Genomic DNA, 19,488 nt, shown 5'->3' on the forward strand with positions numbered 1-19,488 from the left:
TGCTTGAAAACAAACGGAGAGAGCATTTCCAGCATCTGTCTTTCGTAATAACTGCAAGGGGAGAACCAGACGATGATAACCGGACCTCAATGCCGTGCAGCCAGAGCCCTCGTGGAATTCTCACGCGACCGTTTGGCTCAACTATCCGGCGTCGACGCTGCGACAATCGAGCAATTTGAACGCAAGCTCGGCAAGCCATCGGACGAACAGACAGCGGCATTGACCGAAGCACTGGAAAAAGCCGGAGCGCTGTTCATCCCGGAAAACGGCGGTGGTGCTGGCGTGCGCCTGAAATTCAACCGGTCGGAAACACGGCGCATCGCCAACCTGGAGAATGAAGGCGGCCCGACTGCTTCCGACGACGTGCCGTAGCAGAGGTCGTCCTTTCAAGATTTCACCCTGAAAGCGACCGCACAAACATATAGAGCGCCGATCCGGTTCAATCAGATCGGCGCTCCAAGCTTTCAATTCCCGAAAAGACTTACTTGTCGGTCAGCGCCGGAGGGTCCAGCCGCGGCTGCATCTTGATCGTCACCATGTCCTTGGCATCAAGATCATAATCCTTGAACGCCGCGCCACGCAGAACCTGATCGTCATAGGTCTTCACGTAGTAAGTCATGTTTTTCATGTCAGCAATGGTCGTCCACTGCGTGTATTCAAGCGGTGCGCCGGGTTCCACAATCCAGCCTTTGGGAATGTCGAAATTATTGGCGATATGCTCTGCCAGACGAACGCTTTGCTTACCACTCGGCACCTTGGCTGCCGACAGGACGAAAGCCGTTGCGCGAACGAACCTTGACGGCGGCGTCGTATCACCGGGGACGCCCAGCATACCGGAGCCTTCGCCCAACGGCTTGAACGTAGCACCGTTGACCGTAAGAGGCTTGTTGTTGTCTGGCGACAGGTGAACGTAATTGCGCAGATTGGTCATATGCCAGTCGAAGGGAGGCGAATTCGTCATCACGCCGAGCGGATTGTCGTAAACCTTCAGCTTGCCATCAACGGGTTCGATAACGATCGATGCACCGGTCGCATCGTGCAGCGTATAATGAACCGGAGGCGCAAAGCCCATATTGGGTTGCTTGACATCAATCACGGCAATGCTGGCAAGCGCATCCTTCACTTCGGCTACAGTCGAGAAATTGGTCAGCGCCCAGCTCAACACATCCCACGGGGCGAGACTGTCTTCAGCCTTGGCTGTGGAAGGGTCCTGAAACTTGGCGAAATCCGGGAAATAGAGAATTCCGCCAGCAAGTCCCTTTTCATTCATGCCATCCGTCAGAGCCGGAATGCCAAAAGCGTTCATGCCGATCACGGCATATTTGCTCTTCCACTGCTTGCCGGGCTTCGCATCGGCAGCAGTTGCCGTGAAAGCATAGTTTCGCGGAACGACAATCATATCGGACTTGAGTTCGAACGCGAATTCCATCGTGCGCCCGTAGACCATGCCGCCGTCGCTCGTCGGGAGAACGAAGCTGGTGCAGGCGGATGCTGCCTGAGGAGCGATCAGAGCTGCAGCGATGAGAGCCGTTGCGGCGCCCCGCGCAAACATCCGGCGCGACGACTTCCAGATAGACTGTTTCGTTTTCATGATGACCTCGTTACTCCACGATTTGTCATTTTTAAAATTGCCAAACTAACTTCCCCACCTCACCTCGAAGAGGACGGAGGTGCTGCTCCCATCGCAAATAAATGGCTGCACCCAATGAAAGTCAACAGAACAAACCTTAATATAAGTATCAATTTCCAGTTTATTTCCCCGAATGATTAACATATATATGGAGAAAGATTTGAATCTGATGTATTATCGAAATTGCTAATACATAACCGAGGGGGTTTTTTCGGTGAAAGACGGAAGATCACGTAACCATAGCGGGAATTTACTGCTAAAAGTTGCCAGAAGTATTATATTAGCATCAACTGTTTTAATAGGCGCATCAGCAGCATCGCTGGCCGCAGATGCAGTGACGCCACAACCAGAAATTCAGGATCAGCAGCGCTGGCGCGTGGTCGTCAGCCCTTATCTCTGGGGTGTATCGCTCAACGGTAGTGCCGGATTGCTCGGGCACAGCACCGATGTGCATATGCCGTTCAGTGAGATTCTCGACAATCTCGATATGGGCCTCATGGGCAATGTCGATATCAGCAACGGAACGGTTGGCTTTTTCATCGACGGACAGTACGTCAAGACCAGTCAGAAGGAGAGCCTTCGCGACAACGAGCTTGCGCTCGACATCAAGACGACGAGCCTGTCAGGCGGTGCTTACTATCGTATCTATGAACAGCAGCTCGAAGGAACGACACTCTTCGGAAACCAGCGCGTTTTCGCAATTGAACCGACAGTCGGTGTTCGCTGGACAAAGCTGGAAGCCGGGCTGGAAGTTGGCCGTTTCAGCGGATCGCGCAAGGTGGAATGGACTGATCCATTCGTCGGTACGCGCGTCTTCTATGACATCAATGACCGGTGGAACATTTTCGCAGAAGCTGACATTGGCGGCTTCGGGGCTGGAACCAAACTCAGCGCCAACGGTCAGATTTATCTCGGTTACCGCACGCTCGTCTTTGACGTCCCGACAACATTTCGCGTCGGCTATCGGGCGCTCTATCAGGATTACAAAGACAACGATACGGTCGAGAAGTTCAAATATGACGTGACCCAGCATGGGCCGGTCGTCGGTTTCTCCGTCTCGTTCTAATTCGCGACAAAATTATTTTCATTTGTTTGGCCCGCCGGCAAAACCGGCGGGCTTTTGTTATTCATGCCCGTTGATCCGTTCTAAAGCACTTCCCGAAAAGGGTGAAACAGCTTTCGGATAAGATGTGCGTAAAAACAAAAAGTTAGAGCGCCGATCTGTTTCAATCAGATCGAAACGCACTCTAAGTAAAATTCAACTACTTCCGATAATAATAGGTTCGATATCAAGTGGGGGGAGGAATGACTTATATCTTTGAGTTGCCGATCTATCTTTCTTTTGCAGCCTTCGCGATACTCGGAATTGTGTTCTATGCAGTTGGACGTTTCGCGCTCGACATGCTGTCCAGGCATGCAGCCAGCGACGTCCTATCTATTCCGATCGGTGCGTTTATCAGCACCATTGCAACGGCCTGGGCCCTATCGCTCGGCTTTGTCGCCGCCGATATCTGGAGCGTCAATTCCCGGGCTGATCAGGCGATCAGCGAAGAACGCTCCGCCATATCCCGCCTGATCGGAACCTCCCATACAGACATATTGAACGCGCCCGAACTTACGGCGGCTCTTACCGGCTATCGCCTTGCCGTCATTGACGACGAATGGCGCGACAAGATCAATGTCGAGCCGGCGGGTTCCGTCGAAACCGCGCTGCAGAACATAAGACGCGAGATCATCAATCTGGCGCGCACCGACGTACCCTCACCTGTTATCTCGCAGCTTATCAACGACTTCGATGAGTTGCAGGACGCACGCAATACGCGCCTGGCCGTCGGATCGACCTCAATCGACTATTACAAATGGTATCTCGTGCTTTCGCTGACATTTCTGACAGCAATAACCATCGCCGCCACCCACGCGGACCGCGTGCGGGCTGGCGTGAAGGCGCTCGTCATCTATTCGCTCACTGCCTCTTTCTGTCTCTGGATTCTTGCAATCCATGCCAATCCCTATCAGGGGCTGGAACGCCTTGAACCGTCCCTCCTTTTCACCAGCCACAAGCACGGCTAAGATGCCGGGAGATTCGATCTATTTTATCTTGCTGAAATTGCAGGGAAATATCTTCGGATAGAACCCCGAAAAATGTGAAACGATTTTCAGACAAGATGCGGTATTCAAAACGAACAGTTGGAATGCGGAGCAGCGATTTGATGAAACTGCTGGGCGCTAGTGCCCTCATAGGTTTGGTGTTGCCGGTCGGACAGGCTTCGGCGCAGACCTTCAGCGTCTGCCACGGTTATGAATGCCATTATCGGACCAAGGTTACGCTGACTGCGAAGGACGAGCAGCGCATCCGAAACCTTCTGCACAATGGCAGTCGCAGCGCGGACGGCGAGCGGAAGGCATTGCGAACGGCAGTTGCGATCTTCGAGCAGCGCAGCACGGCCTTTATCGGCGTCCGGGACAAACCGAAAATGCAATTCGGCAAGGCCCGCATCAAGGGTCAGATGGATTGCATCGATGAATCGACCAATACCGATAACTTCCTGCGCTATCTGCAATCACGTGGCTGGCTGAAACATCACACGGTCGCGCGCCGCACATCACGCGGCGCCTTTTTCGACGGTCGTTATCCGCACTGGACTGCCGTCATCGAAGACAAGCAGGGTCAGAAATGGGCAGTCGATTCCTGGTATGAGGCAGGCGGCGGACCGCCAGACATCATGCCGCTCCAGCAATGGAAGCAGCGCGGATATATGGGCGAGCGTTAAAACCTGCGCGCCTGCCTTTCCACTTATAACCACTGCCTTATATTGCGTTGCGAGGGCATTCTGCTCGCGAGACTACCGGGCATCACAGGGGGACGATCCATGCCGATTTTGAAACGGTCTTTTTCCAGCATCTGCACCACAGCACTCGTTGCAAGCAGCATGCTTGCCGCACCGATTGCCGAAGCCTGCACGCGTTTCGTTTATCACGGAGCCAGCGATCAGGTGATGACCGCCCGATCCATGGATTGGAAAGTGGATGTTGCAACCAATCTCTGGATTTTTCCACGCGGCATGAAACGTTCCGGCGAGGCGGGCAAGAACTCGCTCCAGTGGACGTCCAAATATGGCAGCGTCATCGCCTCCGGTTACGATATTTCCACGACAGACGGGCTGAACGAAGCTGGACTTTCCGTCGGCGCCCTGTGGCTGGTCGAATCCGAATATCCGAAATATGACGGCACCACGCCGGGCCTCAGCATCGCGGCATGGGCGCAATATGTGCTCGATAACTTTGCGACGGTCGATGAGGCGGTCAAAACGCTCCGCACAGAGCCTTTCACTATCGTGACGGACAAGGTGCCCGGCGAAGACAGACTGGCCACGTTGCATCTGGCGATATCCGATTCCACCGGCGACAGCGCGGTCATCGAATATATCAACGGCAAGCAGGTGATTCACCACGGCAAGCAATATCAGGTAATGACCAACTCACCGACCTATGACGAGCAGCTTGCGCTCAATTCCTACTGGACCCAGATTGGCGGCACTGTCATGCTGCCCGGCACCAATCGCGCGTCTGATCGCTTCGCGCGTGCATCGTTCTACGTAAACGCCGTTCCAAAAACCGAAGACCCTGTTGAGTCGATTGCCAGTGTGTTCAGCATCATCCGTAACACCTCGGTACCTTTTGGCCTGACGACACCGGACCAGCCGAACATCTCCTCGACGCGCTGGCGAACGGTAGCCGACCAGAAACGCAAGCTCTACTTCTTCGAATCCGCTTTGACACCCAATGTCTTCTGGATTGACCTGAAGGACATCGACTTTTCGCCGGAGACCGGCAAGGTCAAGAAACTAGACCTCGGCGTCAATCAGACCAACACCTTTAATGGTGTCGTCAACGACAGTTTCAAGGAAAGCGAGCCCTTCAAGTTCCTCGGTCTTTAAGCAGGATCTGCAATTTTTAGCTGAACCAATCGCACTCCGCTGCGTTAGTTAACCGTGACCAACCCAGAACGGAGGACCAACCAATGGACTGGAATCGCGTTGAAGGAAACTGGAAACAGGCCAAGGGCAAGATCAAGGAACAGTGGGGTAAGCTCACCGATGACGATCTCGACCAGATCAATGGCCGGCGCGAGCAGTTGGAAGGCAAAATCCAGGAACGCTACGGCGTAGAGAAGGACCGGGTGCGTTCCGGTCTGGACGATTGGTACAATCGCCAGACCTGGCTTTCATAAAGCCGCATCCTTCAAGAAAAGGCCCTGCCGACTGGCAGGGCTTTTTCGATTGTTACCGGCAGCCATCCACGCGCTGCAGAGATGCCGACAACCCCATCAGAGAAAACGTATAGCGGGTCTGCGTACCGCGTGCCGAGGTCGCCTGCACATTGAGCGTTTTGCCCGAGCGCATAGCGCGCATCAGCTTCGCCTCATCGGCAACATTTTCCGCCCAGGCGCGATTGCCCTCCGTGAAGAAGGGAAAGCGCGCGCCATCCACCATCACATTGACCGAACTATTGGCCTTAAGCTGATAACCCATCACCAATTGCGGGCTATATTGGCCATCTGCCTTGGAAATAATCACGAAATTGTCGCCATGCTGCACGCCGGTCGGATGAAAATTGATCGGTACAGTCAGAGCGTAACATTTGTTACCCGCAAGCTCGGTGTTCTGGTAAACGCCCCAATCGCGGAATTCACCCAAATAACTCGTCTTCGCTGAAGCCGCGAGAGAACTCGCCACCAACCCTGCCAATGCCAGCGCAACGGTGGTTGCATTTTTTCTCATCGCCCAAAACCTCCATTTTGTTGCCAGTTCACGTCACTTAAAAAATTGTTTCATTGCGTTACTATTTTCTTAACGAACTGCTAAATTTTGTTGAAAGTTGGCGATGAAAACGAAAATGCCGGTCTGTCCAAACAGATCAGCATTCCACAGACATGATATATGAGAGAATATCGAGGCCGTTGCCGGACCGTAGCTGAAACCGCCCGCATCGCTTAGTATGTATAGCTGTTGCTAGCCTTAAATCGCCCTGCAAGCTGCATCAGCAAGAGCCATTATGCCCTCCTGTTGGAATCCAGATTTCCAATTCCAACGTTCATACCAACACCCCACGGCCATGCGATGAATGTCGGTGCCCCGTTAGCACGATCTGGAAATCTAAAGAACAGGAAATGGTGGGCCCGGAGGGACTCGAACCCCCAACCAAGCGGTTATGAGCCGCCGGCTCTAACCAATTGAGCTACAGGCCCCACGCAACGTTGACCTACCCTAAAGAAAGCCGGGACACAAGCTGTCAAATGCATCAGTTGCCCTAATGCGCACATATTCAGTTGCGATGCATGCAACCTAGAGCATTTCCAGCAAAAGTGCGAAGCGGTTTTGCGTAGGATAATGCGACGAAACAAATAGTTAGAGCGGTTCCAGCGACTCCGCTTTAACTGGAACCGCTCTAGAACCACGGTCCTTCTGATTTGAACCGAGAGTTGCAATTGGCACGCATTTCGAATCTGATATCGTTGGTTTCAGACAACAGAGGGAACTTAAGAAATAAGTGATTTCAAAGGCAAAGCGGCCAGCCGCACCGGTGCAACCAGCTTTGCCAGAGCTGCCTCAACTTTCTCTACAGGAGATTTTATGAACAACCGCGCTACCACTCTTCTTGCAACCTCCTTTTCTGCAATCATGCTCGCAGGCGCACTGACGTTGCCAGCGCTGGCACAGGAGAATCAGATGACGAAGCAGCCTGCGCGTATCGCCGTCACCGGCGAAGGCACCATGACCGCCTCACCCGATATGGCCATCCTCAATCTCTCTGTATTGCGCGAAGCAAAGACCGCGCGCGAAGCCATGACTGCCAACAATGAAGCCATGGCGAAAGTACTCGAAGCCATGAAGAAAGCTGGCATTGAAGATCGCGATCTTCAGACCGGCGGCATCAGCATCCAGCCGCGTTATGTCTATCCGGACGACAAGAACGGCCTGAAAGAGCCAAGCATCACCGGCTATACGGTTTCAAACAGCCTGACGGTTCGCGTGCGCGATCTGGCCAAGGTTGGCAACGTGCTTGACGAATCCGTCACGCTCGGCGTCAATCAGGGTGGCGATCTGAATTTCGTCAACGACAATCCGGCAGCCACGATCAATGAAGCGCGCAAGCGCGCCGTTGCCGACGCGATCGCCAAGGCGAAGACGCTTGCCGATGCCGCCGGTGTAGGTATCGGTCGCGTTGTCGAGATCAACGAGCAGAGCCGCCCACCCATGCCGATGCCGATCGCTCGCGCACAGTTCAAGACCATGGCTGCCGCAGCACCGGAAGATGCAGTGCCCGTTGCAGCAGGCGAAAACAGCTACAACGTTTCGGTCAATGTCGTTTTCGAAATCAAGGAATAACGGCAACTCAATTGGCTATAACAAAGGGGCGCACCAGCGCCCCTTTTCTTTTGCCTGCGATAAATGAAAAGCCCCGGCCTGATTGCTCAGGCCGGGGCTTTTGAAACTCTACTATGCCGTTAGCGAATGATCGGGCAGCCGCGTACATTAGCGAATACAACACCGGCAGGACGGCCGTGACGGAAGCCGCGAACCTGAACCGACTTGCCACGATAGACGACACGCGCATTGCGGATGCCCATGCGGTTAGCCTTCATCTTGGCACCTTCCACAGAGCAGGCAGGACCGCGATAGACCGGACGGCCATGGCGATAGTCTCGGTAGTCGACATTCACGATGGCAGAGCTTGCCGGCGTGCTGATGGCTGGAGCAACAATCGGTGATGCGGCGCTGGCCGAAGCTGCCGTCGTGAAGATGGCGGCAACACCAAGAGCGGCGGTTACGACGAACGACTTGAGCGAAATAGCAGACATCTTTGAACCTCTTTCAATTTGTTTTCAGGTCTTGCCTGAGACACCCGAGAAGTAGCGCCCGAAAGATGAACAGAATGAAAAACTCACGTTCATGTGCCATTCAGCTTCCTGTGAAGCGGAGGTGAAGCTCGGAACGCATCCTCTATAAATTTAATAAATTCAATATGTTATGAGAGAACAAAGTTCGCGCCACGATATTTGAAGCACAGATTAAATTTACGCAATGTTTGAAAAACGCAAGCGAGCCATCAGCGATGGCCCGGCATCACCATATGATCCAGATAATCATCGTCATCTTCCAGATCGTGATCGAAAGCCGTCACCTTGCCGCGAACGGAAACACCTGCCTCGTGCACCGTTTCGGGTGAACCCGAAACCAACGGATGCCACCAATAGAGGTCCGAACCTTCTGCAACCAGACGATAGGCACAGGTGACAGGCAGCCAATCCACTTCGTCAACGATTTCCGGTGTCAGGAAAACGCAGTCCGGCACCGTCTTCTTGCGATTCGGATAATCACGGCACTGGCAGCTATCCGGGTTGAGCAGCGTGCAGGCAACGCTGGTCCAGTAAATCTCGTTTGTGTCGTCATCCTGCAATTTATGCAGGCAGCATTGGCCGCAACCGTCACACAGGCTCTCCCACTCGCTGCGGGTGAGCTGATTCAAGGTCTTGGTGCGCCAGAATGGTTTGTCGTTCATGATGCAGCGTATAATGGAATTATGTCGGGAATGGCGTGGACAAATCGCCGCCATTACAGAACACTTGATATTCAATCCTTATCGGGTTATTAGACCCACGTCATCATCATGACCGTAAGCGTCTTACGTTAGGCAACGCATCAATCTCGCCGGGAACGGCAATTCACATTGATGTTTCGTTGCGCCTTTCCCGCATAATATTCAGGAATACAGATGTCTCAGTTTGAATGCGCACGCCGCAGGAAGCTGCCCGCACGCTATGCATCCATCGTGATGCCGTTCATTCTATCGATCATGATGACGTTCATTGTGTCGTTGATTGCAACCGCCAAGAGCCTTGGTGTTACCCATCCCCATCTCGCATCGAGCTGGATGACGGCATGGGCTCTTTCGTGGGTGGTCGCCTTTCCGGTTCTCCTCGCCATTCTGCCCCTCGTGCGCAGAATGGTCGCCATGGTGTGCGACCCGCATTAACCTCTAAACAGCAAAAGCCGCGCATTTTGCGTGCGCGGCTTTTTCAATTCTCTTGCAGACGATTCAGCGGAAAATAGCTTCGCCCTGTTCATCCACAATCTGCCGGCCCTTGTTCAGCGAAATGCTGGCGGCATCTTCGATGCCGGGGCAACGGTCGGCACGAACGAAGCGATATTCCTTCACTTCGCCATTGATCGTCTTGGAAATGACGCCGCAAACCTGATATTGCCCGCCCTCACTATAGGGCGTGGCAATGATCAGAAAGTCCTTGTGCTCAAGGCGACCAGCCTCTTTCGGCTCTGCCGGTGTCTCGGAGGCAGAGCCCCCACCGAAAAGACGCTTCAAAAAAGACATATCGCCTCCCCTTCCCGTATGTTTTTATTCAGTTCAGCTATCCAGGCCCTAGCTATCGGGGCCCTAGCTATCGAGGCCCTAGCTATCGAGGAACGAACGCAGCTTACGCGAACGGCTCGGATGCTTCAGCTTGCGCAGCGCCTTGGCCTCGATCTGGCGGATACGTTCGCGGGTAACAGAGAACTGCTGGCCAACTTCTTCCAGCGTATGATCGGTGTTCATGCCGATGCCGAAGCGCATACGCAGAACACGTTCTTCACGCGGCGTCAGCGAAGCCAGAACACGGGTCGTCGTATCGCGCAGATTGGCCTGAATGGCGGCATCGATTGGCAGAAGCGCGTTCTTGTCCTCGATGAAATCGCCCAGATGTGAATCTTCCTCGTCGCCAACCGGCGTTTCGAGCGAGATCGGCTCCTTGGCGATCTTCAGCACCTTGCGCACTTTTTCGAGTGGCATTGCGAGCTTTTCAGCCAGTTCTTCCGGCGTCGGCTCACGACCGATTTCATGCAGCATCTGGCGCGACGTACGAACGATCTTGTTGATCGTCTCGATCATATGCACCGGAATACGGATGGTGCGCGCCTGATCGGCAATCGAACGGGTGATTGCCTGACGAATCCACCAGGTCGCATAGGTCGAGAACTTGTAACCGCGGCGATACTCGAACTTGTCGACAGCCTTCATCAGGCCGATATTGCCTTCCTGAATAAGATCGAGGAACTGCAGACCACGGTTCGTGTACTTCTTGGCAATCGAGATGACGAGGCGAAGGTTGGCTTCGACCATTTCCTTCTTGGCGATGGTCGCTTCGCGTTCGCCCTTCTGCACCTGATTGACGATACGGCGGAATTCGCCGATGGAAATCGCGGTTTCGGTCGCCAGCATCTGGATTTCAGAACGCAGACGGTCGATGGCGCGCTCTTCCTTGGCTGCGAATTCCTTCCAGCCACGGGCGGAAAGCGTGCTGACGCGCTCCACCCACTTCGGGTCCAGCTCGTGGCCCTGATATTCCTTCAGGAATTCCTCACGACGCACGCCGAAGGATTCGGCCAGACGCAGCAGCTTGCCTTCGTTCTGCACCAGACGCTTGTTGATGTCGTAAAGCTGTTCGACGAGCTGTTCGATACGGTTCTGGTTCAGCGACAGCGACTTCACTGCCTTGATGAGCTGATCTTTCAGTTCCTTGTAGCGACGCTCCTGGCTCGACGACAGTTCGCCGGTCGCGGCCAGACGGCCCTCGACCTGCTGGTCCTGCAGCTTGCGCAGTTTCTTGTAGGTGTCGGCGATAAGGTCGAGCGTTTCCATGACCTGTGGACGCAGTTCGGCTTCCATGGCCGCCAGCGACAGGTTGGCTTCGTCTTCGTCCTCTTCCTCTTCTTCCGTGGGCATGTCGCCGCCGACATTGGTAATGTCGTCGTCATCACGCGAGCGGCGCTGAGGCTTGTCATCGCGCGGCTTTTCCTCTTCCACGCGCTCGATCACGGGAGCCTGCTTGGCTTCCGGACCGGCATAGGTGGTTTCGAGGTCGATGATTTCGCGCAGCAGAATGTTGGAATCGTTCAACTGGTCGCGCCAGATGATGATCGCCTGGAAGGTCAGCGGGCTTTCGCAAAGCCCGGCGATCATCGTTTCACGACCGGCCTCGATGCGCTTTGCAATCGCAATTTCGCCTTCACGCGACAGAAGCTCGACGGAACCCATTTCGCGCAGATACATGCGCACCGGATCGTCGGTACGGTCGGTCGGCTCTTTCTTGGTCGTGGTGGTAGCAACAGCCGTACCGCCAGACTCAACCAGATCGCCGCCCTCTTCCGAGTCGTCGTCGTTGTTCTCTTCGCGGTCGTTGTCCTGCTCGTCATCTTCAACGACGTTGATGCCCATATCGGAAAGCATCGACATCGTGTCTTCGATCTGCTCGGATGTCACTTCTTCGGAAGGCAGCACGGCATTCAGCTCGTCCATGGTGACGTAGCCGCGCTTCTTCGCGAGTTTGATCATCTTCTTGACAGCATCGTCAGAAAGGTCGAGAAGCGGACCGTCGGCAGCACCTTCGCGCTCGACTTCGGCTTCTTCGTTTTCCTTAACCTTCGTTGCCATATGTTCTTCTCCAGGCGACCCCGGTCGCTTCTAAGATATATAGAGTTCTCGGACAGTTTTGCGAGGCCGCAATCCGTCAGTTGATTCTGCGAGTAGCCGATTTCCTCTTAATGGCGGATTAACCTTGCCATCGGTATCGGGCTTCTTCATCTCCGATTTCTTGTGGGCAGATCGGGCGGTCAACCAGACATTGCCTTTTACCGGACCTTTTCCCGGCCATGTTTCGGCCCGGACCCAGCTTGCCGCCCTGCAGCCTCGGATATCACCGGTTTCTGTTCTTTTCCTTGTTCGAACTGTCGTGATTCCGTCATTTACGCCATACGTCAAGAGCGACTCACCTGATTCGCGCTTAAAAAGCGAATCATTTTGTTGTCGCAGCCTCTTCGCTGGCCAGATAGAGCACGTTTTCCGGATCGCAACCCCGCATTTCCGGCTTTTCTCGCATGACTGATTCGGAAATCCGAATCAGAAACCGCCGGGCGGGCGCCCTGAAGACAGGCCAAAACCGTCGATCAGAGCTTCAGTCGCATCAGCTTTCAAAATCTGATTTTGTATATCTCTGAGACGCGCAAACAATTCGCCCGTCTCGTCTGTTTCAAGCGCAGCCTCAACGGCTCGCAGTTCCTTATGTAGTGTGCGCGCACGCTGATGCAAGTGAAGCGCCTGCCGAAGCGCTTCGCGTGCATCATCTTCTGCGGCCAGAGCCGTCGCAGTCCAGAGTTTCGCACCCTTTACCACAAGTTCGAGCATTTCAATCTGTTCGCCATGACCGGCATTGACGAGTGCGCGCCGCATGGCGTGGCCATCTTCCATGTGACCGGCAGCCAGCAAATCCAGCATGGCCAGATGCAGCGACTTGAGCGCTTCATGTCCCAGATCAAGTGCGGCCAGGGTCTCGAAATCCTCTTCGATCAGTCGCGGATGATTGAGAAGCGTCAGCACAATTGCTGTTTCGCGCAAGGGAGCGTGAGATCCGGCGCCCGGCCTGCCGCCCTTGACCAGCGTGGAGCGTACCAGACTGTCGGAAATCGCAAGACGACCATTGCCGCCAGCAGGTCCACCGCGTCCACGCCCGCCATCATTCCTGCGATTGAAAGACGAATTGCGCTGTCCGCCGCCTTGATAGCCTTGGCGCCCCTGATGGCGACCCTGCCCGAAAAAGGCCTGTGCCCGGTCGCGCATATCCTGACTGTAGTGGCGCCGAATATCCTCATTCGCGATGCGGCTGGTAATTTCGCGCAAGCGTGCTTCCAGTTCGGCCCGCCGTTCGGGCGTATCGAACACGCCGCCCGTCGTCTCCCGCGTCCATACCATATCGACCAGCGGTCTGGCGTCATGCAAGACCGCGTGAAATGCGGCTGGTCCTTCCGCCTTGACCAGATCGTCCGGGTCCTGCCCTTCCGGCAATAGCGCAAAGCGCAACGATTTGCCCGGCTGCAAGGCAGGCAACCCGAGATCGACGGCACGATATGCGGCACGAAGCCCCGCCCCGTCGCCATCGAAACACAGAACGGGTTCAGGGCTGATGCGCCAGAGAAGTTCGAGCTGCTCTTCCGTCAGTGCCGTGCCAAGCGGGGCCACCACCTGATGGATACCTGCCTGCGCAAGCGCAATCACATCCATATAGCCTTCAACGGCAATGATGGATTTGGCCGGTTCTCCAGCTTGCGGCTGGCAGGCCTTGCGCGCCCGCAATCCGTTATAGAGAACCCGCCCCTTGTGAAAGAGTTCGGTTTCCGGCGAGTTCAGATATTTGGCCGGAGCATCGGCAGAGAGCGCACGCCCGCCGAAAGCAATAATGCGCCCGCGCAAATCCTCGATCGGGAACATGACGCGATCGCGAAAGCGGTCATAGGAAACGGCAATGCCCTCGCCATGCACGACAAGGCCGCACGCCTCGATCTGCTCGCGCGACACGCCTTTGCCAGCCAGAAACTCCTTCAAGGCATTGCGCGATTCCGGCGCATAGCCAATGCGGAACGCCTGCTGGGTCGCGGTCGAAAGTCCGCGATCCCGCAGATAAGCGCGCGCCTTGGCACCGACGCCACTTTGCAACTGGTTTTCAAAAAACTGCGCTGCGAGCTCCATGACATCATAAAGCGTTGCGCGCTGTGCCTCGCGCTTTTCCATTTCCGGATCGCGCGCGGGCATCGGAACGCCCGCCATATCGGCAACGCGTTCCACCGCTTCAGGGAAACTCAAGCCTTCAAGATCAGTCAGAAACTTGAAGTGATCGCCGGTTACGCCGCAGCCGAAACAATGATAGCGGCCCTTGCGATCTTCACAGTGGAAGCTTGGCGTCTTCTCGCCATGGAACGGGCAGCATGCCCAGAAATCACCCTTGGGCGGATTGCTTTTCTTGCGGTCGAACGAAGCACGCGTTCCTATCAGCGTCGAGATCGGGACGCGGTCTCTGATCTCATCGAGAAAGGAGGGCGGAAAACGCATTACAGATTTCACTTTCAGTTCGTTCGGGCAGTTCGCTCTGGCCGGCAGGTGATAGTCTATAGCCTATATAGGCTCGCCCGTTCTGACAGTCCATCGCGCAGGCATGTCCCTCCCCGCTAATCACATGTCGCTGCCAAACAAGCGAACTGTCACAAAACTGTCATATATCCGTCATGACGCTGCGGGAATGGATTGCTTTTAGTTGCGAACAAGCCCATATCTCTTGGAGAATTGATTAGCCGGAACATATTTTTTCTTCATTTGTTGCGTTAGCTTAATCACAAATGTCCACCTCCAACCCGAAGGGATTTTGCCGTGAATGGTTCTTTGGTCCTTTTGCACCTGGCCGGCGCTGTCGCCCTCTTGCTCTGGGCAACCCGCATGGTTCGGACCGGGGTGGAGCGTGCCTATGGCGACCGGCTGCGCAGACGCCTGCGCAACCAGATGCAGAACCCGCTGCTTTCCGTCGCCTTTGGCCTTGCCCTTGCTGTCGCCCTGCAAAGCTCGACAGCGGTTACGCTTCTCGTCGGTTCATTTGTCGGTTCAGGTTTTGTCAGCGGTGTCGCAGGTCTCATGGCCGTGCGCGGCGGTGAGCTTGGCTCCGCCCTCGTCGTCAAGATCCTGAGCTACGACCTCACCCTTCTGGTGCCGCTCTGCCTTGTCATCGGCACCGGCATCTTCATGACCACCGAACGTCGCGACTGGCGCCAGATCGGCCGCATTCTGGTCGGCATCGGCCTGCTCATCATGTCGCTGGAAATGACCGGACAGGCCACCGAGCCGCTGCGGCAAAGCGAATTGCTGCCAGTCATCGTCGACTATCTGTCAGGCGATCCGATCACGGCCTATCTGCTTGCCGCCCTCATGACATGGCTGTTTCATTCGAGCGTTGCCGCCGTCATCCTGCTCACCACCTTTGCCTCGCGCGGGTTGATCCATCCAGAGCTCGCCGTGGTGATGGTTCTCGGCGTCAATCTGGGTTCGTCGATCATCGCCCCGATCCTGACCCGGCATGCACCACCGGAAACCCGCGTCGTGCCGCTCGGCAATCTCTTGATGCGCGGCGCCGGATCATTGGTCATGCTGGTGCTTTACCAGACCTTCAAACCGTCGGTCGCCTTTCTCGGCACCGATCCGGTTTCGCAGGTGGTCAATGCGCATATCCTGTTCAATGTCATCGTGATGATTGCCGGCATTCCACTTTCCGGCCTCGTGCTGCGCGCAACCGAGGCACTGGTCAATCTCAATGCGGACAAGAACGCCCCGGCGTCGCAGCAGCCGATCGAGATCGAGCAGTATAGCGCGCTCGATACCGCCGTGCTCGACCGACCCTCGCAGGCGCTTGCCAATGCAACCCGCGAAGTGGTCGGCGTCTGCGACACGATCGAAGTCATGCTGCGGCGGATCATCGAGCTTTATGAAAAGCCCGATCAGGTGCGGATCGATGAACTCGAAGCCCTCGATGACCGCGTGGACAAGCGCCATGCCGCGATCAAGCTCTATCTGACCAAGCTTGCAACCCATGAGCTCAGCGATTTCGAGTCGCTGCGCATGCAGGAATTGCTGGGCGCATGCGTGAAGCTTGAGCAGGTCGGCGACATCATCGTGCGCAACATGCTGGCGCATGTTCAAAAGAAGATGGATCACAAACTGGAATTCACCGAGGAAGGCTGGAAGGAACTCAGCCATTTCCACGCCATGGTTCTGGCCAATGCGCATATGGCATTCAATGTGATCGTCTCACGCGATGGTCGCACGGCCCGTCAGCTAGTGCAGGAAAAAGACCAGCTGCGTGAACTGGAAAAGCAGACCAGCATGCGCCATTTCAGCCGCCTGCGCGAGGGTGCCACCCGCAGCATCGAGACAAGCAGCATCCATCTCGATACCATCCGCGATCTCAAGCAGATCAACTCGCTGCTCGCCTCAATGGCCTATCCCGTCCTCGAAGAACAGGGCCTCCTCAGCGATACGCGGCTCAAGACCGTCAAGCAGAGCTGAAATCAGACCATGCGGCGGCGGGTACACACCCGTTGCCGCATGGCGTTGAATATCAAAAGGAAATATCCGCGGCAGGGCGAACCCGAACACGGGCATTTCCAGCCTTGAAGCCATTCAACGTTTCGTTGTGATGCGCAACGATATCCGCAAATTGCAGGCTGGCAGTGTCGCCCGTGGTATGCGCGTCCCCAATCAGAGTGACGTCATAACCGAGAGAAACAGCGCGCCGGACAGTCGTGTCGATGCAATATTGCGTCTGGCAACCACCGACGACGAGATGCGAAATACCCAGCTTTTGCAAAAGAGCCTGAAGATCCGTCTCATGGAAAGAGTCGCAGCTGCGCTTCTCAACGAGAACATCTCCCGGTTTTAAAGCAAGTTCTTCGCGGATTTCCCAACCGGCTATGCCTCTTTCAAGTTCGTCGCCCGGACCGCCATCATGCTGCACCATGATGACCGGAATGCCGGCCTGACGCGCTTTCTCCCGCAGATCACGCAGTCTGATGACAATCTCATCGAGGGCATGGTCGATAGCAGGCTGCCGTTCCGGCGTCCCCGTCCCCGCCACGATGTCGTTTTGAACGTCTATGACAAGCAAAGCTGTTTTCATCGGTTCACATCCGGTCATCGATTAATCCTTGTCATGCATAGCACAAGAAAAAGCCCCCGCGAGAGCGGGGGCTAAACAAAACAAAGGCACTTATGCCTCACGCTTTCACTGCAGAAGCGATTTCACGATGGCGCTGGCCTTGGTGAAATCCATCTTGCCTGCATAGCGCTCTTTAAGAACAGCCATGCACTTGCCCATGTCGCGCAGGCCCTGGGCGCCGATTTCGGCAATCACATCCGCACAGGCCTGTTTGACTTCATCCTCGGTCATCTGCTGCGGCAGAAACTCGGAAATGATCGTGATTTCCTCACGCTCGGCTTCTGCGAGCTCAAGTCGGCTGCCTTCTTCATAGATACGGGCAGATTCTTCGCGCTGCTTGACCATCTTGCCGAGAATGCCCAGCAATTCTTCATCCCCGACCGGGTCCTTGCCAGCGGTACGGTTGGCGATATCTCGGTCCTTTACCGCAGCCAGGATCAAACGCAGCGTCGACATGCGACGCTTCTCCTGTGCTTTCAGCGCGGTCGTGAGGGCCTGGGAAATCTCCTGGCGAAGCATAACGTCTCTCCTGACGGTGTAAGTTCTGTATTGTTCGTTTCCTGCATCTATACAGCAAGCGAATAGAATCGCCGAGCTGTCCGAACCACCATCCCGAGAAATAATAATACGACGATTATCGTCATTATTTCAGGAAAGCATGGCTGCGGACGATTGACCCGGCCTTCAAGTTTCTCTATTGCTCAAGGCTTAGCAGGACATCGGCACGTGCTCGCGGCGGGAGGTTTCAAATCCCCGCTGCCTTTTGGCGCATATATGACCCTTGACGCTCCATCTTTCAAGCCATTCGCCTGTAACGGCAGTGTGGCTGGCTGAAACATGGATACGTGCCGCATAAAGCTTGCCGCCCAAAAGTGGAAACCGGTTTTGGGACAACGGCATGCATGAAAACAAACAGTTAGAGCGTCGATTTGATTCCATCAGTTCGACGCTCTAACTGGTAACGAAGTATTAGCACACGCTGGCGCGCGGCTAACCAAACAGGAGTGCAGATCATGACAGAAACCACACCGAAAACAGCACCCTGGACTGTTGAGAAGCGAACCGCCATCCTCGTACTTGCCGATGGAACCGTGATTGAAGGCAAAGGCCTTGGCGCAATCGGCGCTATCGAAGCCGAAGTCGTGTTCAACACGGCACTGACCGGTTACGAAGAAATCCTGACCGACCCGTCTTATGCCGGTCAGATCGTAACCTTCACCTTCCCGCATATCGGCAATGTCGGCACCAATGCCGAAGACATTGAAGACCTGACGCCAGCCAATCGCCACGGCGCGGTCGGCGCGATCTTCAAGGCCGACATCACGTCACCATCGAACTTCCGCGCAACGGAAGATCTGGACGCCTGGCTGAAGCACCGCGGCGTCATTGCGCTGGCCGGTATCGACACGCGCGCGCTGACCTCGCTCATCCGTGAGCGCGGCGCACAGAACGCGGTCATCGCGCATGATCCAAGCGGCAAGTTCGACCTCGACGCACTGAAGGCTCGCGCCGCCGCTTGGAGCGGTCTTGAAAATCTCGATCTCGCCAAGGACGTCACGGTTGGCCAGAGCCTCACATGGAAAGAAACGCCATGGACGCTCGCCAACGGCTATGGCGAGCAGGATGCCCCGGAGTACCACGTGGTAGCGCTCGACTTCGGCGTGAAGCGTAACATTCTGCGCCTGCTCACCGGCCTCGGCGCAAAGGTCACCGTGCTGCCTGCGACGGCTACGGCTGAAGACGTTCTGGCCCACAACCCGGATGGCGTCTTCCTGTCCAACGGCCCCGGCGATCCGGCAGCGACCGGCGAATATGCCGTTCCAACCATCAAGAAGCTTGTCGAAACCGACCTTCCGGTCTTCGGCATCTGCCTCGGCCACCAGATGCTGGCGCTCGCTCTTGGCGGACGCACCGAGAAGATGCATCAGGGCCATCACGGCGCCAACCATCCGGTGAAGGACTACACGACCGGCAAGGTCGAGATCGTCTCGATGAACCACGGCTTCGCGGTCGATTCAGACTCGCTGCCGGAAAATGTCGAGGAAACGCATGTGTCGCTCTTCGACGGCACCAATTGCGGCCTGCGCGTCGTCGGCAAGCCAGTATTCTCGGTGCAGCACCATCCGGAAGCATCGCCTGGCCCACAGGATTCGCACTATCTGTTCCGCCGCTTCATCAACCTGATCCGCGAAAATAAGGGCGAAACGCCGCTTCCGGAACGCGAACAGGCGGCTTAACCCTTCCGCATGAGTTATCAAAGTAAAAGGCCGGAGTT

At 55.5% G+C, this 19,488-nt stretch carries 19 protein-coding genes and 1 tRNA gene; 10 read left to right on the top strand and 10 right to left on the bottom strand.

Going from position 1 to position 19,488, the window contains the following annotated elements; all coding sequences use genetic code 11:
• Positions 1-72 precede the first annotated feature (72 nt).
• A complete protein-coding gene (locus tag F9K94_RS04725; RefSeq protein WP_061345975.1) occupies positions 73-372 on the top strand; it encodes a helix-turn-helix domain-containing protein in 300 nt (99 codons plus the stop codon).
• Between the two features lie 109 nt (positions 373-481).
• Here the strand turns inward: F9K94_RS04725 and F9K94_RS04730 are convergent, their stop codons facing one another.
• Positions 482-1,591, bottom strand: a complete 1,110-nt coding sequence (locus F9K94_RS04730) for a linear amide C-N hydrolase (RefSeq protein ID WP_151643919.1) — start codon at positions 1,589-1,591, stop codon at positions 482-484.
• A gap of 313 nt (positions 1,592-1,904) precedes the next feature.
• On the opposite strand from F9K94_RS04730, the gene F9K94_RS04735 reads away from it, so the two are divergent.
• The 5 genes from F9K94_RS04735 to F9K94_RS04755 all read left to right on the top strand — a co-directional run bounded on the left by F9K94_RS04735 (position 1,905) and on the right by F9K94_RS04755 (position 5,861).
• A complete protein-coding gene (locus F9K94_RS04735) occupies positions 1,905-2,696 on the top strand; it encodes a hypothetical protein (protein ID WP_407922029.1) in 792 nt (263 codons plus the stop codon).
• 239 nt (positions 2,697-2,935) lie between these two features.
• On the top strand, positions 2,936-3,700 hold the full coding sequence (locus F9K94_RS04740; protein WP_061345972.1) for a bestrophin-like domain: 765 nt from the start codon (positions 2,936-2,938) through the stop codon (positions 3,698-3,700).
• 140 nt (positions 3,701-3,840) lie between these two features.
• Positions 3,841-4,401 carry a hypothetical protein gene (locus F9K94_RS04745; RefSeq protein WP_151644134.1) on the top strand — a complete coding sequence of 187 codons (561 nt, stop codon included), beginning with the start codon at positions 3,841-3,843 and terminating at the stop codon, positions 4,399-4,401.
• 99 nt (positions 4,402-4,500) lie between these two features.
• Positions 4,501-5,568, top strand: a complete 1,068-nt coding sequence (locus F9K94_RS04750; protein WP_151643923.1) for a linear amide C-N hydrolase — start codon at positions 4,501-4,503, stop codon at positions 5,566-5,568.
• Between the two features lie 83 nt (positions 5,569-5,651).
• Positions 5,652-5,861, top strand: a complete 210-nt coding sequence (locus F9K94_RS04755) for a CsbD family protein (protein ID WP_151643925.1) — start codon at positions 5,652-5,654, stop codon at positions 5,859-5,861.
• A 52-nt stretch (positions 5,862-5,913) separates the two neighbouring features.
• On the opposite strand, the gene F9K94_RS04760 is transcribed toward F9K94_RS04755, so the two are convergent.
• Positions 5,914-6,411, bottom strand: a complete 498-nt coding sequence (locus F9K94_RS04760) for an invasion associated locus B family protein (RefSeq protein ID WP_061345968.1) — start codon at positions 6,409-6,411, stop codon at positions 5,914-5,916.
• A gap of 390 nt (positions 6,412-6,801) precedes the next feature.
• Positions 6,802-6,878 (bottom strand) — tRNA-Ile (locus tag F9K94_RS04765).
• A 385-nt stretch (positions 6,879-7,263) separates the two neighbouring features.
• Between F9K94_RS04765 and F9K94_RS04770 the strand changes: the two genes are divergently transcribed.
• Positions 7,264-8,019, top strand: coding sequence for an SIMPL domain-containing protein (locus tag F9K94_RS04770; RefSeq protein ID WP_061345967.1), 756 nt, complete (start codon positions 7,264-7,266; stop codon positions 8,017-8,019).
• Positions 8,020-8,138: 119 nt separating this feature from the next.
• Here the strand turns inward: F9K94_RS04770 and F9K94_RS04775 are convergent, their stop codons facing one another.
• Entirely contained in the window at positions 8,139-8,492 is a 354-nt protein-coding gene (locus F9K94_RS04775; protein WP_061345966.1) for a hypothetical protein, read from the bottom strand.
• 248 nt (positions 8,493-8,740) lie between these two features.
• Entirely contained in the window at positions 8,741-9,193 is a 453-nt protein-coding gene (locus tag F9K94_RS04780; RefSeq protein WP_061346462.1) for a YcgN family cysteine cluster protein, read from the bottom strand.
• A gap of 213 nt (positions 9,194-9,406) precedes the next feature.
• Here F9K94_RS04780 and F9K94_RS04785 point away from each other — a divergent pair, with 213 nt between their 5' ends.
• On the top strand, positions 9,407-9,667 hold the full coding sequence (locus F9K94_RS04785; RefSeq protein WP_151558224.1) for a DUF2798 domain-containing protein: 261 nt from the start codon (positions 9,407-9,409) through the stop codon (positions 9,665-9,667).
• A gap of 63 nt (positions 9,668-9,730) precedes the next feature.
• Here the strand turns inward: F9K94_RS04785 and F9K94_RS04790 are convergent, their stop codons facing one another.
• The 3 genes from F9K94_RS04790 to dnaG all read right to left on the bottom strand — a co-directional run bounded on the left by F9K94_RS04790 (position 9,731) and on the right by dnaG (position 14,566).
• Positions 9,731-10,021 (bottom strand): HlyU family transcriptional regulator, encoded by a 291-nt coding sequence (locus tag F9K94_RS04790; RefSeq protein WP_151643927.1) that lies wholly within the window; start codon positions 10,019-10,021, stop codon positions 9,731-9,733.
• Positions 10,022-10,099: 78 nt separating this feature from the next.
• Positions 10,100-12,118, bottom strand: coding sequence for an RNA polymerase sigma factor RpoD (gene rpoD, locus F9K94_RS04795; RefSeq protein ID WP_109987182.1), 2,019 nt, complete (start codon positions 12,116-12,118; stop codon positions 10,100-10,102).
• A gap of 465 nt (positions 12,119-12,583) precedes the next feature.
• Positions 12,584-14,566 (bottom strand): DNA primase, encoded by a 1,983-nt coding sequence (gene dnaG / locus F9K94_RS04800; protein WP_151643929.1) that lies wholly within the window; start codon positions 14,564-14,566, stop codon positions 12,584-12,586.
• Positions 14,567-14,881: 315 nt separating this feature from the next.
• Between dnaG and F9K94_RS04805 the strand changes: the two genes are divergently transcribed.
• Entirely contained in the window at positions 14,882-16,564 is a 1,683-nt protein-coding gene (locus F9K94_RS04805; protein ID WP_151558229.1) for a Na/Pi cotransporter family protein, read from the top strand.
• A gap of 52 nt (positions 16,565-16,616) precedes the next feature.
• On the opposite strand, the gene F9K94_RS04810 is transcribed toward F9K94_RS04805, so the two are convergent.
• Both F9K94_RS04810 and F9K94_RS04815 read right to left on the bottom strand, forming a co-directional pair.
• Entirely contained in the window at positions 16,617-17,174 is a 558-nt protein-coding gene (locus F9K94_RS04810) for a cysteine hydrolase family protein (protein ID WP_151643931.1), read from the bottom strand.
• 105 nt (positions 17,175-17,279) lie between these two features.
• Positions 17,280-17,732, bottom strand: coding sequence for a GatB/YqeY domain-containing protein (locus F9K94_RS04815; protein WP_012091702.1), 453 nt, complete (start codon positions 17,730-17,732; stop codon positions 17,280-17,282).
• 494 nt (positions 17,733-18,226) lie between these two features.
• Between F9K94_RS04815 and carA the strand changes: the two genes are divergently transcribed.
• Positions 18,227-19,450, top strand: a complete 1,224-nt coding sequence (carA, locus tag F9K94_RS04820) for a glutamine-hydrolyzing carbamoyl-phosphate synthase small subunit (protein WP_151643933.1) — start codon at positions 18,227-18,229, stop codon at positions 19,448-19,450.
• Positions 19,451-19,488 lie beyond the last annotated feature (38 nt).

Origin of the sequence: Brucella tritici, assembly GCF_008932285.1 — a bacterium.
Taxonomy (GTDB): domain Bacteria; phylum Pseudomonadota; class Alphaproteobacteria; order Rhizobiales; family Rhizobiaceae; genus Brucella; species Brucella tritici.

Excerpts from the sequence above, each read along its gene's own strand:
- F9K94_RS04725 (WP_061345975.1), top strand. The coding sequence starts at position 73 with ATGATAACCGGACCTCAATGCCGTGCAGCCAGAGCCCTCGTGGAATTC.
- F9K94_RS04730 (WP_151643919.1), bottom strand. The coding sequence starts at position 1,591 with ATGAAAACGAAACAGTCTATCTGGAAGTCGTCGCGCCGGATGTTTGCG.
- F9K94_RS04740 (WP_061345972.1), top strand. The coding sequence starts at position 2,936 with ATGACTTATATCTTTGAGTTGCCGATCTATCTTTCTTTTGCAGCCTTC.
- F9K94_RS04745 (WP_151644134.1), top strand. The coding sequence starts at position 3,841 with ATGAAACTGCTGGGCGCTAGTGCCCTCATAGGTTTGGTGTTGCCGGTC.
- F9K94_RS04750 (WP_151643923.1), top strand. The coding sequence starts at position 4,501 with ATGCCGATTTTGAAACGGTCTTTTTCCAGCATCTGCACCACAGCACTC.
- F9K94_RS04755 (WP_151643925.1), top strand. The coding sequence starts at position 5,652 with ATGGACTGGAATCGCGTTGAAGGAAACTGGAAACAGGCCAAGGGCAAG.
- F9K94_RS04760 (WP_061345968.1), bottom strand. The coding sequence starts at position 6,411 with ATGAGAAAAAATGCAACCACCGTTGCGCTGGCATTGGCAGGGTTGGTG.
- F9K94_RS04770 (WP_061345967.1), top strand. The coding sequence starts at position 7,264 with ATGAACAACCGCGCTACCACTCTTCTTGCAACCTCCTTTTCTGCAATC.
- F9K94_RS04775 (WP_061345966.1), bottom strand. The coding sequence starts at position 8,492 with ATGTCTGCTATTTCGCTCAAGTCGTTCGTCGTAACCGCCGCTCTTGGT.
- F9K94_RS04780 (WP_061346462.1), bottom strand. The coding sequence starts at position 9,193 with ATGAACGACAAACCATTCTGGCGCACCAAGACCTTGAATCAGCTCACC.
- F9K94_RS04785 (WP_151558224.1), top strand. The coding sequence starts at position 9,407 with ATGTCTCAGTTTGAATGCGCACGCCGCAGGAAGCTGCCCGCACGCTAT.
- F9K94_RS04790 (WP_151643927.1), bottom strand. The coding sequence starts at position 10,021 with ATGTCTTTTTTGAAGCGTCTTTTCGGTGGGGGCTCTGCCTCCGAGACA.
- rpoD (WP_109987182.1), bottom strand. The coding sequence starts at position 12,118 with ATGGCAACGAAGGTTAAGGAAAACGAAGAAGCCGAAGTCGAGCGCGAA.
- dnaG (WP_151643929.1), bottom strand. The coding sequence starts at position 14,566 with ATGCGTTTTCCGCCCTCCTTTCTCGATGAGATCAGAGACCGCGTCCCG.
- F9K94_RS04810 (WP_151643931.1), bottom strand. The coding sequence starts at position 17,174 with ATGAAAACAGCTTTGCTTGTCATAGACGTTCAAAACGACATCGTGGCG.
- F9K94_RS04815 (WP_012091702.1), bottom strand. The coding sequence starts at position 17,732 with ATGCTTCGCCAGGAGATTTCCCAGGCCCTCACGACCGCGCTGAAAGCA.
- carA (WP_151643933.1), top strand. The coding sequence starts at position 18,227 with ATGACAGAAACCACACCGAAAACAGCACCCTGGACTGTTGAGAAGCGA.